Origin of the sequence: Protofrankia sp. Cas8 (assembly GCF_963555845.1) — a bacterium.
Lineage (GTDB): Bacteria > Actinomycetota > Actinomycetes > Frankiales > Frankiaceae > Protofrankia.
Window position 1 is genome coordinate 1,669 of record NZ_CAUVXI010000097.1, and the last position, 17,815, is coordinate 19,483.

Consider the following 17,815-nt stretch of genomic DNA (forward strand, 5'->3'; position numbering starts at 1 on the left):
CTCCGTCCTCGGTGAGTGCCCGAAGCCGGACCGCCTCGCTCTCCCCCGCAGCCAGCGGAAAGTCCGGCAGCCTGGGTGCGATCAGCGTCAGATCGAAAGCGAGTTCCGCGCCGAGTTGGGCCGCCTGTCGCACCGCTCCGGGAAATCGCGCGAAACGTACCGCCATCTCCGCCGGAGACCTCAGGTGAGCCCCAGCCGCGGCCGGCAGCCAGCCGTCCAGGTCATCAAGGCTGCACCGGGCCCGCACAGCCGCCAGCGCCGCCGCCAGCCGGGATCCGGCCGGGGTTGCGTAGTGCACGTTGTTCGTGGCGACGAGCCTGCACCCGTACGCCGTGGCGATGCTCGCGAGCGCGTCGTTGCGGTCGCCGTCATGCGGATTATCATGATCCCACAGTTCGACGGCTACGTTGTCCCGGCCGAACAACGCCGTCAGCGTGTCCAACGCACCCCGAGCCGCCTGCGGGCCGGCCGAGACCAGCGCGCGGGGGACACTGCCCTTGCGGCATCCGGTGAGCACCTGCCAGTGCCCGCCTGCCCAGGCCGCGAGAGCCTCGAGCTCAACGGCCAGCCGGCCTTTCCCGCCCCCGGCCAGATGCGCGTCCGATACCGCCCGGCACAGCCTCCGGTACCCCTCGGGACCACGCGCCAGGACGAGCAGATGCTCCCCCGCCGGGTCCGCGGTACCGTCGCGCGGCGCTCCCGGCCCAAGGGATATCTCGGCACCGAACAAGGTCGGCAGACCCGCCGCGGCTGCCGCCTCGGCGAAGCGAACCACTCCGTACATCCCGTTGTGATCGGTGATGGCAAGCCCGGAAAGCCCGAGCCGCACCGCCTCCGTGACCAGATCCTCCGGCTGACTGGCGCCATCGAGGAAGCTGAACGCCGAATGACAGTGCAACTCCGCGTAGGGGGTCCCGCCGGCTGAGGTCCTGTCAGTCATAGGTGGCCTCAACCCACCAACGGCTGTTCTCCAGAGCAAGCAGATGAGCGGAACCGTCGGCGACCGTGACCTGGAAACGCGCCCGGCGTCGCGCTGCCGGGTCCCACCAACGCTCGTCGGCGGGCCATGGTCCGGCCCATGCGGTCACCCGTACCTGCGGCCTGCCGTCAACCGCCAGCCAGGCGGGTGCCGCGGTCACGACGCAACGTCCGCTCACCCCGACCGCAGCGCCGGCGTCGTCCACGACCACGGCCGGTACCGGCCGGGACGGAACAGTAGCCGGCGCCGGTGCGGGAAGCCGCCCAGGCCATGGCAGGTCAACACCGGCTGGAGCGCGAGGTTCTCCCCACGGCACCAACCGGACCCGCTCCGCGGGACCGCGGCCACCGCCGAGCACGGCGGTGACCACCGCGTCCGGACCGAGCATGCCCTGAACCCGGCTGATGGCTCGCGCCACCCGGTCGGCCCCGACCCCGGCTTCCCCCCACAGCCCGAGCTGGCGGCCGTCTGCGCGGACGAGCTGGTCGGGAACGATGCGGATCAGGACGATACCGGCACTCGGCGCGACCCCGCCGGTCGCCTCGGCACAACCGACGCCTCCCGACAGCCATCCTTCAAGCTGCCAGCGCACCCGTTCGGCGATGGCAACGGCGGACAGCGGACCGTCATGCCGCCAGACACGCCGCGTCCACTCGCCGTGTTCGGTCTGCGCCTCAACGACTATCCGCGTGCAGGCGAGACCTGCCGTCACAAGCCGGTCATGCACCTGTTCGGCGAGTCTCCTGACCGCGAAGACCACGAACTCGACCCGGTCAGCGGGTGGGTCGACTTCCGTACTGACGGCAAGATCGGGTGGCATATGACATGGAGCAAGCGGACGGTGGTCCTGCCCCCGGGCAAGCCGGTGGGCGAACGCTCCGTCCGGCCCGAAGCGGGCGATGACGTCGTCGGGAGGCAGCGCGGCAAAATGACCAAGGGTCGGCAGACCCAGCCGACGCAGGAGGTCCGCGAGTTCTGGGCGCCTGAGCGTCTCGACGGGCAACGAAGCGAGAAAATCCCGGCTTGCGTCCGGTTTGACAATCACATTCCGGTGGGCGGCGAGCACGGCGACGAACGGCCCGTCCGCGACACCTACCCCGCATGCGAGGCCACCAGCCCCGGACACCGCGCCATGCACGGCACGGGCCACGGCCGCGTCTCCACCGAAGTAACGCGTGGCCCCGCCGGATGCGACCACACACTCGCCCGGACGGACCACCTCAACCCCGGGTACCACGGACTCGACCGCGGCGATGACCGGCTCGAACACACGGGCATCCCTGCCGGGGTCGTCAGGCAGAACCACCAGGCTCGGACACCGGGCCTGGGCCTCCCGGCGACGCAGACCCGGGCGCACCCCGAACGACCGGGCCGCCTGTGTACAGGCCAGAACCTGGTTAGCCGCCACCACCACGGCGGGGACGTCAGCCGCGACCCCGGCCGCGACAAGCGGCCAGTCCGGGCAGCAGACGGCCAGTACGCGCATCTTCGGTGCCGATGTCACGCGGCTCCTTCCGAAACCACATCCGCCGAACGCCGCGGCACCCCGATCAGCGTCTGATGTTCGTCGGCTATCCGACGCCCGGCGGAGACAGGAACACGAACGGGAGCAGGAACGACCGGCTCCATCGCCGGCAGCAGCAGATGAGCCTGGCAAGGACGGTCCGCGCCACGACGTCCCCACGCATGCACCAGAACGCGGGACACCCGCAGAGACCCGTGCCCCTGCCCCAGGCCTTCCCACCTCATGTCAGTCACGGAAAGCCGAATGTCGGCTCCCTCCCATTCCCCCGCTACGACGAGCAGGGCGCCCCGCTCTCTAGCGCGTGCCGTCAGCCGCCGCGCATCCGCACCGCGTACATGCTCGGGTGGACGGACCACCACCACATCCAGCGCGTCGAGGAAGGCTGCCGTCACCGCCTGCCACCGCTGGCCCGGCTCCGGCACAAGAACAAAACGGTCCAGCACGATCCCGGCATCGGCCGCCGCCACCACACCGAGCGAGGCAAAGCCCACCATCGCGCACCACACCCCGGCCTGTGAGGGCACGCCGAGCACTGCCAGAAGAAAAGATGTTGATCCACTCACCGCGACTGTCGACCCACGTCGAAGCCCAGCCGCTGGCAGCATCGACGCGAGTGCGGGCGCTACCGGCAGCAGCCGGTGGCCGGTCGCCCCGACCCGACGCGTATGTGGGGCGTCGGCATTCACGATCTTCTGGAGATCAGCCAGGGTAGCCGTCTTGGTCAAAGCGGCCTTCAGCCTCGGGCCAGTCTGGCTGACCCGACAAGCATGGCCGGCAGCGCCGGCTGTGACGGCAGGCCCAACGTTGTTTCCACCACCGTGAGAAAGGTTTCAACCTGGCGGACCAGGTCATCGGCATCGCGGGTATCGACCACCGGCAGACCCGCCTGCGCCGCCGCCCGCCTGGCGGCACCGGATGCGAAGAACTGCGCCCACTCCGTCAGTTCAGGTGCCACCACCGCAAGCAGCCGCCAGGCACTCGCCGGCCGACCACGATGACCGGGACGGGCCTGAGCCCGATCGGCGAGGACAGCCGCGGCAGCACGCAGCGCCGCCAGATGGGCCAGGGCGTACCGCTCCCCGGGAAGCTGGGCCAGGCTCGCCTCGTCAAGGCCGTGACGCGCGGCCAAGAGCAGCTCGTCGCGGGAACGGCGGGGCAGCCCCGCGGCCGGGAGCGCCGTTCGAACGTCAGGACGCTCCCGCGTCAGAGCAGACACGGAAAATGTAGCGCGTTGGTCAACAGTCCGCCGGCTCATGACCGCCCCTTCCATGTGTCGAACGCATGTTCGAGCACTGAAAGAAGTAAACCTCGCCCGAGCCAGATCCGTCAACATCGTCGGCCGCAGCGGACCACCCAGGGCGCAGGGCGACGCCCCCCACCCGAAGCGGCTACGAACGCGCTCCCGATCGCAGTCCTTCGGGCCGATGACGGGGTCGTTCCGTACGCGGCACGACAGGCCGACCGCTGTCAGAGCGCGGACCGGGCGGTGCTTCGCATACCCGGACCTCAGTAATCCGGGCCGCCGGCGGCGCGGAAGAACCACGATCGCGCCGCCTTTGGCCCCACGGCGCCCCAGCAACCTGGGCCTCCGGCGGCGCGGAAGAACCACGATCGCGCCGCCTTTGGCCCCACGGCGCCCCAGCAACCTGGGCCTCCGGCGGCGCGGAAGAACCACGATCGCGCCGCCTTTGGCCCTTCAGTAGCAGAAACCAACCCAGGGTCAGCAGAACCAACGGATCGTGGATACCCCCGCGCCGACGACGATCGTCGTCCACGAGCACCAGCGCCGTGCAGTCGCGCGCGAACCGGATGAGACCGCCGCCGTATCTGCTCAGAAAGCCGCATTCAAAGACGGACCCGCGGGGAACGACCCAACGCACCGCGCGGGTACCAGGAAGTTCGACCATGCCGCCGCCACCGCGCCGCGCCGGCCGAAAGGCAGCCAGCGGAATACACGTCACGGGATCGAACACCCGTATCCCCGGGCCATCAAGATCGGCTTCCAGCGCCAGTGGCCGACCGGCAACCATCAACTCAACCCGGCGGTGGTCATCCCAGTCCGCGAGAATCGCGGCAACGCGGCTGTCATCCGCGACGAGCATGACCCAGCCCAGCCTACCGTCGACGACATCCAGGGCCACCTCATGCAGAAGTCCCGGCTGTAGCATCCCCTTCGTCGATGTGTCCATGATGATCGGCACACCTTCCTGTTGTTCCTTCGGCCCCGTACGAACAGGCCTGTATGGAACAAGCGAAGCAGGCAGCCATCAACCAGTCGTACACACACGCTCACAGCGAAAATTGACGCTCCGTTGATGGTAACGTGGAATCGGCGGCAGGACCCACACGAGCCGAAAGCGAAAGAACCCGCGATACTTTGCACGGTAGCAGTCGTCCACCCGACTCGACCCAGGGACGCGAAGTGGTTGCCACAGTGGCGCACACGACGCACGCTGTACCAGTAGGCCAAAGGCAGCACGATCGTCGCCCTCGCCAAAGTCGCCGGCGACATGGCCGTGTCGCCGGCAGCCCGAAGAAGCGCGGACCCGCAAGCGGGTATCGCCAGATACCGTAGCCGGACGGGATCAGCGCGAGAAGGTCACATGCCGAACGAAGAGAACCTGCATTTCGCAATCCTGGGGCCCACCGAGGTCACCCGTGACGGCAATGGGATCGTCCTTGGCGGAAAACAGCGGAAAGTGCTACTCACGGTCCTACTGTTGAACATCGGCCAGATCATCACAACCCGTCATCTGATCGATACGGTCTGGGATGGCGCTCCCCCGGACGGGGCGTCGGCGACCTTACGGACACACATCAGCGAGCTGCGCCGCCGACTCGACCCGACCGAACGCAACCGCCTCCTCGTCCGCAACGGCCCGGGATACGCACTTCGGGTCAGTCCCGAACAGGTCGACGCCACCCAGGCTCACGCCCTACTCGATCAGGGTCGCCGCGCCGTCGAGGACGGGGATCCGGTCGCCGCGATCGCCCCGTTACAGGCAGCCCAGGGCCTGTGGCGCGGTCAGCCACTCGCCGACGTCGCCGAGTACTCCTTTGCCACCGCCCATATCCAGCGCCTTGATGAACTGCACCGCGACGTCCTGCGGACGCGGATCTCCGCGGACCTCTCGCTCGGTCGCCACCGGGAGATCATCGGCGACCTTCGGGCACTGGTCACCCAGTACCCGCGCGACGACGCACTGCGCAAAGATCTCATCATCGCCCTGTACCGGGCCAACCGGTCCGACGATGCCACGCAGGCATGCCGCGAAGGGCTCGAGGCCCTGCATTCCCACGGTCTGGACGCAACTCCGCTACGCCGCCTGCAGGAGGACCTCCTGCGGGGATCGGCCAGCTTGGACTGGACACCACCACGCGCGCTGGAGCGTCCGACGCCACCGACACCACCGAGCCTCGGGGTCTACCAGCTTCCGCCGGACGTCGCCGAGTTCACCGGCCGCGACAGCATCCGGACCAGGATCCTCACCGCGCTGACCGACCCGGAGGCGCTGGCCAAAAGCACCGTCGTCGTAGCGATCGCCGGCAAGCCCGGAGCAGGTAAGACCGCACTGGCAGTCCACCTGGCCCACCAGGTTCGCGAGCACTTCCCCGACACGAGTCTGTTCTTCGACCTGCGGGGCAACATACCGTTTCCCCTGGAGCCGACCCGGGTACTGACTCGGCTCGTACAGGCACTTGGAGTAACCAGAACGGCGGTGCCCACCGACCCGGACGATCTTGTTGAGATGTACCACGGCCTTCTCGCCAATCAACGCATGATAATCGTCCTGGACAACGCCGCCAACGAGGCTCAGATCCGGCGGTTACTGCCCACCACTCCCGGTTGCGCGGTCATCGTCACGAGTCGCTCCCGGCTGCACAGCCTGGACGCCTATCACCGGACAATCGACGTCCTGCACCCCACCGAAGCCGTCGCGCTGCTGGCGAAACTCACCGGTGACCAGCGGGTCGAAGCCGAGCCCGAGGCCGTCCGCGACATCGCCGGGCTCTGTGGCTATTTGCCGATGGCGATCCAGATCGCCGGCCGCAAGATCGCCGCTCACCCGCACTGGCGCCTGGCCCGCGTCGCAGGCCGACTCACCGGTGAACGCGACCGGTTGTCCTGGCTGGAACTGGGTGACCTCGAGGTCCGAGCCAGCTTCGCGCTGAGCTACGATGGTCGGCCGGAGGACGAACGCCAGGCCTTCCGACTGCTCGCCCTCCCCAACGTCGTCGACTTCGCGCCCTGGGCCGCGGCGGCCCTGCTCGGCATCGGCGGCGACGAGGCCGAGGACGTCCTTGACCGCCTCGCCGACGCCCAGCTCCTGGAACGGCGTGGTCCCGACCAGACCGGACAGACCCGATACCGTTTCCACGACCTGATGCGGGTATTCGCGCGGGAACGCCGGACCGGCCAGCGGCAACGCGATGAGGCTTCTCCTCGCATTGCCGGCAGCCCGGCGGATCGCACTGCCGGCGGCCCGGCGGAGCATGACGACACCGCTGGGGCTGCCACAGAGCGGGTCGGAACAGAGCGGGTCGGAACAGAGCCGGTCGGCCCAGAGCCGGTGAACACCGCCGACGACGATCTGCGCACATCCCTGGCCAGACTGCTCTCGGCGTACCTGACCGTTGTCGACCGCGCCACCGCGGCCTTCTCACCCGGTGGGCCGCGCACGACCGACAACCCGGTCGCGCCCGGTGCGCCGGCAGACGAGATCGACACCATCTCCGCCCTGCTCGCGGGGCCACTGGTCTGGTTCGGTATCGAACGCGTCAACCTTCATCTCCTGATCGAGCAGGCGGCCACGCTGAAGCTCGACGAGATGACGTGGCGGTTGGCCGCGGCGGCCACCCAGTTCTACGAATTCAACGGCCATTGGGACGACTGGGATCAGACACACAGCCAGGGCCTGACGGCGGCCCGCCGGGCGGGCGACCCGCTCGCTGAAGCCACCATGTTGTGCAGTCTCGGCGACCGGGACATCGTCCTCGCCTTCGAGGAGGCGTCCTGGCGTCTGGGCGCCCCTGGCACCGACCCGGACAGCCAGCCCGCGATCAACGCGAACGGCGCGGCACGCGATCACCTCGACCTCGCCGCCGAACGGTTCACCCGCAGCCTTGAGATCTTCACCGCTCTTGATCATATTTATGGCGAAGCGCGCAGCCTGCACGGGCTCGCCGACGCCTGCCGCGGCAAGGGCCAGTACGATGAGGCTGCGCAGTTCTTCGACCGGGCGCTGCAGCTGTTCCGCCAGTCCAACAGCCCGGCCGCGGAGGCCGAAACGCTGGTGTGCCTGGCCATGTGCCACGGCAACCGCAAGGAATTCTCTGACGCCATCACCTGCCTGTCGATGAGCCTGGCGATCGCGCGGGATCTCGACAATCGGCCGCTGGAGGCGTACGCACTGCGCCGCCTCGGTGACCTCCACCGCAGCCAGACGCGACTGGAACGCGCACTCGCCGCGTACAACAACTCCCTGACCCTGCTCGCGGCCCTGCCGGATCCGCTGTGGGAGCCGCGCATCCTGATCAGCCGCGGGGACATGCTCGCGCGGATGGACGACCTTCCCAGCGCTCGGCGATCCTGGCAGCAGGGCATCAACCTGCTACGCAAGACCGGCTCCGCGGAACTCGCCGTCGCGGAGCAACGACTGTCCTCGACCGCACCGGTCAAGCCCGCCCAGTTCGGCGCCGGCCGGCTGCTCGGTGGATTCGACCCCGCCTACTTCATCAGCCGCGCCGCCGCCAGCCGGCGGATCGTGCGGGTCCTCAACACGTGGACCGACCTGGTCGCCCCCCAGCATGAGCCGGGGTTCGCAACGGCCGTGGGCAGCGCGCTGGACGGCGGTGCGCTGGTGCAGATCCTCCTGCTCGACCCGGACTCGCCTGCCGCCGCGCAACGAGAGGAAGATCTAAGCCGCAGCGTCAACGTCCCTGACACGATCAGAAGTAACCTGCGCCGGCTCGACGCCATCCGAACGGGTCTGGACCCGCGCCTGCGGCACCGGATGTCCGTGCGTGTCTACAGTGAGCAACCACTGACGAGTTACCACCGGTGGGACAACGGGGCCATCGTGTCGACGTATCCGGTTGGTCGCTCCTCGGCGGCTTCCACCCAGCATGAGACGACGGTCGACTCCACCCTCGTCCAGTTCATCGAGCAGCGCTTCGACAGCCTGTGGGGCCCGGAGGTCAGCACCGGGCTTGACGACTATCTGGGGCTACCGCTGTTGATCGATTCGCGAACGGACGGCTCGTCTGCGCTCACCGTGCAATACGTGCGGATCGAAGACGCGGTCTACGTGGCCGATGACACATTGGCCCGGCTGGTCCGCGACAGCGGCCCGGACGGCGTTCTCACGCAGGTCGCCGGGTCTGGCCGTCATCCCCTGCTGACGTTGGGGAGATGCCGTGCGCTGCTCTGTCGCGACGACGCCTCCCGTCTCCGCGTGTTCTTCGCCCAGAAGTACGGGACGGAACACGACGGCGTGCTGCGCTTGTCACCGCTGCGGTCGGTGGGCCCCACGATACGGTTGTGACCGTGGGACGCGGCGGCGAAACCGGTGAAGCTGCGGCACAGAGCTGCCCGCTGGTGACTGTCGACCTGTGGGGGGTGCATCCCCGTCATGTCCCACACGCAGTCGCGAGAATGGCGCTGGACCGCCGGCACCTGCGGCGCACGACCGGCGTCGTCTTCGCCCGATCGCTCGGCACCGGACGCGGCCAGACCTTCGGCCTGCGCGACGCCGACGTGCTGCGCTGGGGTCTGCTGACCGTCTGGGCTTCCGCGCGCGAGGCGGCCGCGTTCGAACGGTCCGCCATGATCGGCGCATGGTCTGCCATCGCACACGAACGGTGGCGAGCTGAGCTCCACCCGCTGTCGTCCCGCGGGAGGTGGGCCCGCCAGCGTCCGTTCGGCGATCCGGTGACGCAGCCTGCGGGTCTGACGCACCCGGCGGATCCGATTGCGGCGATCACCAGAGCCAGGCTGTCGCTGCGGCGGGCACCCGCCTTCTGGCGCGCGGTGCCGCCGGTGGCCGAGGACCTCGCCCGATGCGAGGGCCTGCGGTTCGCGGTGGGGATCGGCGAGGCACCACTCGGCCTGCTGGGAACGTTCAGCGTCTGGGACGATGCCGAGGCATTGTGCCGGTTCGCCTACGGCAGCCCGGCCCATGCCGATGTCGTTCGCCGCACTGTCGACGGCGGCTGGTACAAGGAAGAGCTCTTTGCGCGTTTCGCCGTTCTACGTACCCACGGAACAGTTAAGGGCCGTGACCCGCTGGCACGATCCGAACAGGGGCCCGAACCTGGCGGATCAGTTTCACCGATCCGGCAGCAACCGCGAAAAACCTGATCATGGTTTATCCCGCGTGCTCGGACGCCCCACGGTAGCCGGGACGAAAATTCCCGACCCCCGCCATCCGATCATGACGGACGAGTCGGGTCGACAGTGGCGTCGGTCACCAAAAGATCCACACCGTTAACCAACCATTGAAGATCATGCGGCACGCTGGAAGTTATGCCGAGCGCAGATCTTCACCACGAGCCGGACCGCGACGCACGCCACTACAAGGACCCTTCATTACACACGAGACCATAAACATGCCTTCCGGTAGCCGTGTTTCACTTGAGATTGATAGCCGAAGGAAACAGGAATGTCTACACCCGCCGAGTCCGGCGTATGCGTCTACTCTCACCAGCTGCATGACACCCGCCGGGTCCTCATCGCGACCGGGGTGAGCGAACCCACCCGACTGTCCCTGACCTCGCTTCCGACGGTGTACCTGCGAGCGGACCTCGCAGCCACCCCGTCCGCGCTGCCCGAGGCGCTGTCGACGTTGCGACCCCACACCCTGATCGTTGGCGCGAACACCGTGGACGCGGCCGCAATAGCCGCCTGGACCGCGGCGGTTCATGCCCAGGAAGATCCTAATGGACTTCTGATCGTTCGCCGTGGCACCTCACTCGCGGCCATCGACCGTGACTGCGCAGCCGCCCATGGCATCACGGTCGTCAACACTCCCGAGGTCAACGCTCGCCATATCGCCCGTTTCGTCGTCAACGCGCTGCTCATCGATGAACCTGACCCCCACCTGGATCCCGGCACGGTGACCGTGGGCCTGATCGGCGCCGGCGCGATCAACGGGCGAGTCGCGCAGGCCGCCGCAGCCCGAGGTCATCGGATTCTCGTTCACACACCGTCCCTGACCGCCGACCCACAGGCGCGGGTCAACTGGCTGTCCGCGCACGCGCCGGCGGACGCGACCGTCACCTTCGCCCCCGACGTCGCCACCGTTTTCGCCGGCTCCGACCTGCTCAGCATCGCCGTGCCGCTGACCACCAGCGGCCTGCACCCGACCGACGGACTCGTCGGCACCGACCACGTCAAGGCATTCGCCGGCACCCGGATCGTGGCAATCTGCGAGCCGGAGGTTCTCATCGAAGACGCGATCATGCACGCCTACTCCAGACGCGAGCTGACGGTTGTCATCGACAACGCGCCCGGGCTGGTCGACCCCCTGCGCCAGCGGATCCTGGAGCGGTTTCCCGACGGCACAGCGTTGCGTCCGGGCTTCACCGTCAGTTCAGCCGCGATGCGCATGCCCGGCTGCGCCGAAGATCTTGACCAGGCGGTCCTCACCGTGGTGGCCACCAGCGAGGTTGCCGATCTGTTCGCCGGCCTGGACGCCGCCCGGACCCCCGGGCCGGCGGCCACCGCACCGGCAGCCACCGCACCGGCCGGGTGCGGCGCCGAACCGACGGCCGACCGTCACGAGCATGGCCGGCGTCATCATCGGACCGATCCCGGTGAGATAGTGATCATCGGTGCCGGGATCGTCGGGTTGACTATCGCCCTGAGCCTGCACACAGCCGGCTGGCGCAAGCTGCGGGTACTGGACGCGGCCCCGGCCGACCGCACCGACCCCAACCTGCAGGGCACGACCTACCGCGGTACCGACGGGCGCCACCTGTCGCTGACCGAGACGATCCCGCACGCTGACGCATCCCGGCGCACGGTTCTGCGCCGCCCGCCCACGGACGGCGGATGGCAGCTACGCGACCCGATCACCCTCAATGATACCGAACGTGACTGGGTCGCGGCCTTCGAGGGATTCGCCGACCGTGCCGGGTTGCGTGCGCTCACAGTCGATCTCGCGATCGGTCTCAACCGTCTGGGCCTTCGCGGCTGGGAGGCGTTGTTCGCTGCCTACCCGCACGCCTTCGATCGGCTGCGCCGGGATGCCCGGCTGCCCCGCTGTTACCTGTCTGCGCCGGATCTCGCCGCCGGGATACGGCTGCAGGGCGCAATCAACTCCACAGCCAGGGTCCTTGGCCCGGATGAGATTGCGCTGCGCTGGCCTGCGCTCATCACAGCCACCGCCGACCCGGTCGCCGACCTGGATCACTCGACCCCCGTATCCGTCGCATCCGTTCACGGTGCTGTCGAGGTCGACGGGTATGCCGTCAACATTCACCAACTTGCCGACACCATCGGTAATCTGGTCGTAGCTGCCGGTGTACCCGTACATTCCGGCAGTCCGGTACGGTCCCTGCGCAGGATCGCGAGCGGCAACCCGGCCGGAAGCTCCGACGACCTTCCTGATGATCTTCCCGGCGACGGTTCGCACGACAGCCCCGATGACCATCCCGGCACCGAATCGGACACCGAATCGGGCACCATAGAACTCGTCCTCGACGATGGCACAACCATGCGGGCCGGCACCGTCATCGTGACGATCGGCGGGCGTGATCTGGTTGCCCTGCTGGGCGAGGACGCGCCATCAGCAGGCGCGGTCCAGCACGTTCTCGGAGTTTCGGTGACGCTGCCCAACCCCGGTCTGCGACACGCCCTCAAGGTGCACGCGCCGGACCCCATCGGGGTCGTGAACATCACCTTGTCCCCGGACTCCGCCCTGATACACGCCAGCGGAGGTTTCGGTTACCTGGGACTCGCACGCCCTGCGCCGGACGATCCGCGGGTCGCGGAACTGATGGCGGCGCTGGAGGACATCGTCGGGCAGCTACTCGCCCCGCCGCAGGGCTCGGACGGACCGCACCGGATCCTCGACCGCCGCACCTGCGAACGTCCGATGACCCCGGACGGCCTGCCGGTGCTGGAAGCCGTGGACGCCTTCGGCGGACAGGTGATCGTGGCGGCCGGGACCAACGCGGGTGGCGCGGTCCAGGCACCGGCCCTCGCCATCCTGCTCGACGGCCTGCTCGCGGGCGAACGCGGCGGGATCCACCTGGCGCTGCGCCCGGATCGGGCCAGCCTGCGGAGCACCTCGGTACCGGTGTCGGTCTGATCCGAGTCGGACACCGTCTCCCAGGCCGCAGCGCCACGAATCGAAGCGTCCCGAAGCAGAACTGAGCGGAACTGAGCGGAACTGAGCGGAACAACCGGTGATCTCGTGGTCCGACATCCCGTGGATCGTCGCCACGTCGGACCACGAGAGGTCCGGTCGCCCACCGGGCCGGACCGGCGGTGGAGGCGGCTGCTCGGCACCGGACAGCCGAGTTGACCAGCATCCACCGCCCCGCCCACCGCCCCGCCCGCCGGCCCGGCCACCAGCGCGTGCGGGTGTCGGTGGAACGGGGTTGGGCACAACGCCCCGAGCACCCGTTATTGTCGAGCACCTTGGATGGTGTATGAGACGGACACGCCCCGCGCGTGGCCAACCGGCGACTGGCCGATCACCGTGGCGCGGGGCGAGGACGAAGACGCGAGGGAGGCAGGCTTGATGGAGCACATCGGGCTGGTCCGCTGGACACCCGCGCGGATGCGTGCCCGGCTGAGCGACGTCATCGGTGTCTACAAGGCCGCCTTCCTCGACGTCCACGAGGCTGATCCGGCGCGGGCGGCCATCGAGCGAACCATGCACGCACGCCGGCACGCTGAGCGTCGGGATCTGCGGGCGGTGGCTGCGCTGCTGCCAGACGACCGCCTGATCGGCTTCGCGTATGCCCTGCCCGGGCAGAAGGGCCAGTGGTGGCATGACGTCGTCTGCGACGCGCTGCAACCCGAGGACGCCGCGGTATGGCTCAGCGACTGCCTGGAGATCGTCGAGTTCCACGTCCTGCCGGAGTTCCAGGGACGGGGGGTCGGGCGCGAACTGATCCGGGAGCTGCTGCGCGAGGCTCCGCAACGCACAGCAGCGCTGTCGGCGCTGGAGCTTCCCGACAGCCGGGCCCGGCGGCTGTATGCCAGTGAGGGCTTTGTGCCGCTGCTGTCGAACTTCCAGTTCCCGGGCAGCTGGGTCGAATACGCGGTACTGGGTAAGCACCTCACGGCCACCGAACCCGCCCAGGGGGAACAACCCCGGTCCCGCGGCACGGCCGAACCGCCGACCGGCCGGGCTCAGGAGGCCAACGGCCGGCGGGTTCGTGCGGTCTGAGCCCAGACCCGTCGTGACCGCCCCTGCATGGGCCTTTGCCGCGGTCACCGTCGCCGCACAGATCGCCTATCCCCTGGCCACACGTGCCGGACGACGTGATCTCACCGTCGCGACGGTGCTGTCGTTCGCCGCGGCCTCGGTCATCCACGCGGCTTGTACCCGCGGCGCCGGATGGGCGGCCAGCATGGTCCTGGTCACCGCCGGCGGCGGGCTTGCCGCCGAGACCGCCGGGGTCCACACCGGTCTCCTCTTCGGCCGCTACGTTTACACCGATGCCCTCGGGCCGGGTGTCGCCGGGGTACCCGTGGTCATCCCGCCAGCCTGGACGATGATGGCCTACCCGGCCTTCACCCTGGGACGCTACGCCGCCCGCCGGCTACCGGGCCAAAGGCGGAGCGTCGCGGTGACCGCGCTGGTCGGAGGTTGGCTCCTGACAACCTGGGATCTCTTCCTGGACCCGCAGATGGTCGACGCCGGCTACTGGCGCTGGTCGGGCGATGTGCCCGCTCTCAACGGCATCCCCCTGTCGAACGCGGCCGGCTGGCTGGTGGTGGGCATCCTGATCACCGGGGGCTTGGCCCTGATCCCGCGACGGCGAGGCGTCCCGGACGGTCCGTTCACCGACCGACTGCCGATTGTCATGATCGGATGGACCTACGCCTCATCGTTGCTGGCGAACCTGGTGTTCTTCGACCGTCCCGACGTGGCCCTGGCCGGCGGGATCGGTATGGGGACGCTGCTCGCCGCTGTGGGGGCCGCGGCGATGGCGACGCGCCGGCAGTACCAGCCGACCTCGTGACCCCCCACCGATCGACCCGAGGTCCGCGTGTCCGGCCCTACAGCTGGACACGGCCCTACAGCTGGACACGGCTGTCGCCGGTGGCGAGCGCGGTCGCAGCGGGCGTGCTCACTGTCCACACCGCCGTGAACGCCCGCCTGTTGCGGGTCCCGCCGAGCGCCGAGCCGGTGGCCGAACTGGTGAGCGTGTTGCTGCCGGTGCGCGACGAAGTCGAGCGGGTGGTCCCATGCCTGTCGGCGGTGCTGGCATCGGTCGCGCTCCCCCACCTCGAAGTGATCGTCTATGACGATGCCTCCACCGATGGAACCGCGGAGCTAGCAGACGGGATGGCCGACCGTGACGGCCGCGTCCGGGTGGTTCACGGCAGCACAGTGCCGGTCGGATGGCTCGGCAAACCGCACGCGTGCGCCCGGCTCGCCGACGCGGCCCGGGGAAACGTGCTGGTCTTCATCGACGCGGACGTCACCGTCGCCCCGGACGGGATCGCCCGGACGGTCGGATTGCTGCGCGCGACCGGCCTCGACCTTGTCTCGCCCTACCCCCGTCAGGACGCCCACACCCTCGCGGAACGGCTGGTTCAGCCGCTCCTGCAGTGGTCGTGGCTCGCGCTCCTGCCGCTGCGGCTGGCCGAACGGTCCCCGCGGCCGTCGTTGTCCGCAGCGAACGGCCAGCTCCTGTGCGTCGACACGGCTGCCTATCACCGGGCCGGTGGACACACCCGCGTCCGTGACCATGTCCTCGAGGACATCGCGCTCCTGCGGGCGGTGAAGGCCGCGGGCGGGCACGGGGTCGTCGCAGACGGAACGGACATCGCCTGTACCAGGATGTACAACGGCTGGCCGGCCCTGCGTGACGGCTATGCCAAGTCGCTGTGGGCCGCCGGCGGGAACATCGGCGCAAGCGCCGGCCAGGTCGGCGTCCTGGCCTGGCTCTTCGTGCTTCCGGCGATTGCCATGATGCGCGGTTCCCGGGCGGGCCTTGCCGGTTATGTCGCGGCAGTGGCCAGCCGGGTGATCGCGGCACGGCGCACCGGCGGCCGGGCGTGGCCCGACGCCCTGGCGCACCCGCTGTCCATCTGCGTGTACGGCTACCTGACCGCGCTGTCCTGGATTCGACGGCTACACGGCACCGCCACCTGGAAGGGCCGTCGCGTCTGACCGGTGAAAAACGGTGATGCAGCTGGTGAACGGCACACGATGGGAGCCCGATGTCGGGCATCCAACCGCTACGGTCTGCTTTGTGTACGATGTCCGTTCCCTTGGCCCACCCGGCGCCGTTCCGCCGCTGTCGAGCGCCGGTGCGGAGCTCCACCGGACGGTCGCGCCGGCCGCCGTGGGCGGGCTGGTCACCGTCACCGCTGTTACTCTCACGGTCGTCTTCGCCGACGCACCGGGCCTGCGTACATGGTGCACGATCTTTCTGGCCGTGACGGTTCAGGCGTTCCCCTTCCTCGTCCTCGGCGTGCTCATCAGCGGCGCGGTGGCCGCGTTCGTCCCCGACGGCGCGTTGGCCCGGGTACTGCCGCGCCGGGCCGTGCTCGCCGTGCCGCTGGCCGGGGTATCCGGCGCGTTGTTGCCTGGATGCGAATGCAGCTCGGTGCCCGTCGCCAGACGCCTCATCGACAGCGGAGCGCCACCGGCGGCGGCGTTGACCTTTCTACTGGCGGCGCCGGCCATCAATCCGGTCGTGATCGTCGCAACCGCCGTCGCCTTTCCGAACAACCCGCGGATGGTCCTGGCGCGGTTCATCGCCTCGCTGCTCGCGGCCATCATTGTCGGGTTGATCTGGCACCGGTTCGGCGTACCGATTCTGAAACAGAACGACACCGCCCCCGACGGAGATAATCATGGGGGACGCGGTGGCGGCCTGCGGCTGCGCCGGCTCGCCGATGTCGCCGGTCACGACTTCCTCCACGCCGGCGGCTTTCTCGTCCTCGGCGCGGCGCTGGCCGCGACGCTCAACGTCGTGGTGCCGCGATCGGCGCTGGACGCGGTGGCGGGCGCCGGCATCCTCACAGTGATCGCTCTTGCGGTGCTGGCGGTTGCGCTGGCCGTCTGCTCCGAGGCGGACGCGTTCGTCGCCGCGAGCCTGTCCCAGTTCCCACTGACCGCGCGACTGGCCTTCCTCGTCGTCGGACCGATGATTGACGTCAAATTGATCGCCATGCAGGTGGGGACCTTCGGTCGCCAGGTGACCTCACGGTTCGCGCCGGTGACCTTTCTCACCGCGGTCATGACCGCGGTCGTGGTCGGGACGGTTGTGCTGTGACGCACAGTGACCTTGATGGCAACGCCCTCGACGCCCTCGACGGAATCGACGGGCGCACGGGTCTTGACACCGACGATGACCACAAGACCACCGAGGCCGGCGCCGGAACCCACATCGGCCCGATCGGCGGACTCCTGCTGCTCATCATGGGCATCACCTTCCTGCGACTCGCGCAGACCGGCGCCTACACGTCCTACGTGCGGGTAGGCATGCGCATCCCGCTGCTGGCCGCCGGCGGGCTGGTGACCCTGCTCGGCACGGTCGCCCTGGTGCGCTACGCCAGCGCCGGCAACCATGACCAGACACAATCCGCCCACCGGCACGGTCCACCGGGCGTGGCGCTGTTGCTCCTACTGCCCGTCGCCGTGATCTACATGGTCGCCCCGCCGTCCTTGGGCGCCTTCAGCGCGAGGCGTGCCACCATCACCGTGCCACCACCGCGGGCTGTCCCCTACGGGCCGCTGCACCCGGGACCGGACGGGATCGCCACCCTCCCCATGCGGGAGATCGTCGAACGGACGTACGACCGCGGCCGGTCGCTTGCCGGGACGACCGTCCGGATGACCGGTTTCGTGGCGGTACCCGAGGGCCGGCAGATCCTGCTGACCCGATTCGTGATCCGGTGCTGCGCCGCTGACGCCGAAGCCGCGGCCGTTGATCTCACGCTTCCAGACGGCGTTGCCGCACCCGCCGAAAACACCTGGGTGACGGTACTGGCGACCTGGGACGGCAGCATTCCCGATCATGGTAGGCCGAAATTTGCGGCACGCACACTGGACGTCATTCCAACCCCGGTCGATCCGTACGAGACATAACCGCCATGCCGGTGGGCCCGCCGGTAC

At 69.0% G+C, this 17,815-nt stretch carries 13 protein-coding genes; 9 read left to right on the forward strand and 4 right to left on the reverse strand.

Going from position 1 to position 17,815, the window contains the following annotated elements; genetic code table 11:
• The 4 genes from U9977_RS15125 to U9977_RS15140 all read right to left on the reverse strand — a co-directional run.
• A partial coding sequence (locus tag U9977_RS15125) for a PHP domain-containing protein (protein ID WP_416210627.1) occupies positions 1-985 on the reverse strand: 985 nt, incomplete at its 3' end.
• The gene (locus U9977_RS15130) at positions 933-2,465 is read right to left on the reverse strand and encodes a DNA polymerase Y family protein (RefSeq protein ID WP_416210628.1); all 1,533 of its coding nucleotides are present in this window, start codon (positions 2,463-2,465) and stop codon (positions 933-935) included. The genes U9977_RS15125 and U9977_RS15130, both read right to left, overlap by 53 nt.
• A gap of 14 nt (positions 2,466-2,479) precedes the next feature.
• Positions 2,480-3,229 carry a hypothetical protein gene (locus U9977_RS15135; RefSeq protein WP_322749900.1) on the reverse strand — a complete coding sequence of 250 codons (750 nt, stop codon included), beginning with the start codon at positions 3,227-3,229 and terminating at the stop codon, positions 2,480-2,482.
• Positions 3,230-3,237: 8 nt separating this feature from the next.
• A complete protein-coding gene (locus U9977_RS15140; RefSeq protein ID WP_322749901.1) occupies positions 3,238-3,759 on the reverse strand; it encodes an SAV_6107 family HEPN domain-containing protein in 522 nt (173 codons plus the stop codon).
• Positions 3,760-4,243: 484 nt separating this feature from the next.
• Here U9977_RS15140 and U9977_RS15145 point away from each other — a divergent pair, with 484 nt between their 5' ends.
• The 9 genes from U9977_RS15145 to U9977_RS15185 all read left to right on the forward strand — a co-directional run bounded on the left by U9977_RS15145 (position 4,244) and on the right by U9977_RS15185 (position 17,788).
• Positions 4,244-4,669: a hypothetical protein gene (locus U9977_RS15145; RefSeq protein ID WP_322749902.1), complete on the forward strand. Its 426-nt coding sequence runs from the start codon at positions 4,244-4,246 to the stop codon at positions 4,667-4,669.
• A gap of 438 nt (positions 4,670-5,107) precedes the next feature.
• Positions 5,108-9,049 (forward strand): AfsR/SARP family transcriptional regulator, encoded by a 3,942-nt coding sequence (locus U9977_RS15150; RefSeq protein ID WP_322749903.1) that lies wholly within the window; start codon positions 5,108-5,110, stop codon positions 9,047-9,049.
• A gap of 53 nt (positions 9,050-9,102) precedes the next feature.
• Entirely contained in the window at positions 9,103-9,864 is a 762-nt protein-coding gene (locus U9977_RS15155; RefSeq protein WP_322749904.1) for a spheroidene monooxygenase, read from the forward strand.
• A 301-nt stretch (positions 9,865-10,165) separates the two neighbouring features.
• Positions 10,166-12,817, forward strand: a complete 2,652-nt coding sequence (locus tag U9977_RS15160) for an FAD-binding oxidoreductase (RefSeq protein WP_322749905.1) — start codon at positions 10,166-10,168, stop codon at positions 12,815-12,817.
• Positions 12,818-13,153: 336 nt separating this feature from the next.
• Positions 13,154-13,906: a GNAT family N-acetyltransferase gene (locus U9977_RS15165; RefSeq protein WP_416210626.1), complete on the forward strand. Its 753-nt coding sequence runs from the start codon at positions 13,154-13,156 to the stop codon at positions 13,904-13,906.
• Between the two features lie 13 nt (positions 13,907-13,919).
• Entirely contained in the window at positions 13,920-14,705 is a 786-nt protein-coding gene (locus U9977_RS15170) for a carotenoid biosynthesis protein (RefSeq protein ID WP_322749906.1), read from the forward strand.
• Positions 14,706-14,785: 80 nt separating this feature from the next.
• A complete protein-coding gene (locus U9977_RS15175; RefSeq protein ID WP_322749907.1) occupies positions 14,786-15,862 on the forward strand; it encodes a glycosyltransferase family 2 protein in 1,077 nt (358 codons plus the stop codon).
• A gap of 25 nt (positions 15,863-15,887) precedes the next feature.
• Positions 15,888-16,973 (forward strand): permease, encoded by a 1,086-nt coding sequence (locus U9977_RS15180; protein WP_322749908.1) that lies wholly within the window; start codon positions 15,888-15,890, stop codon positions 16,971-16,973.
• Complete coding sequence (locus tag U9977_RS15185) at positions 16,970-17,788, forward strand: TIGR03943 family putative permease subunit (RefSeq protein ID WP_322749909.1); 819 nt, start codon at positions 16,970-16,972, stop codon at positions 17,786-17,788. Before U9977_RS15180 ends, U9977_RS15185 begins: the two co-directional genes overlap by 4 nt.
• The last annotated feature ends 27 nt before the right edge of the window (positions 17,789-17,815 follow it).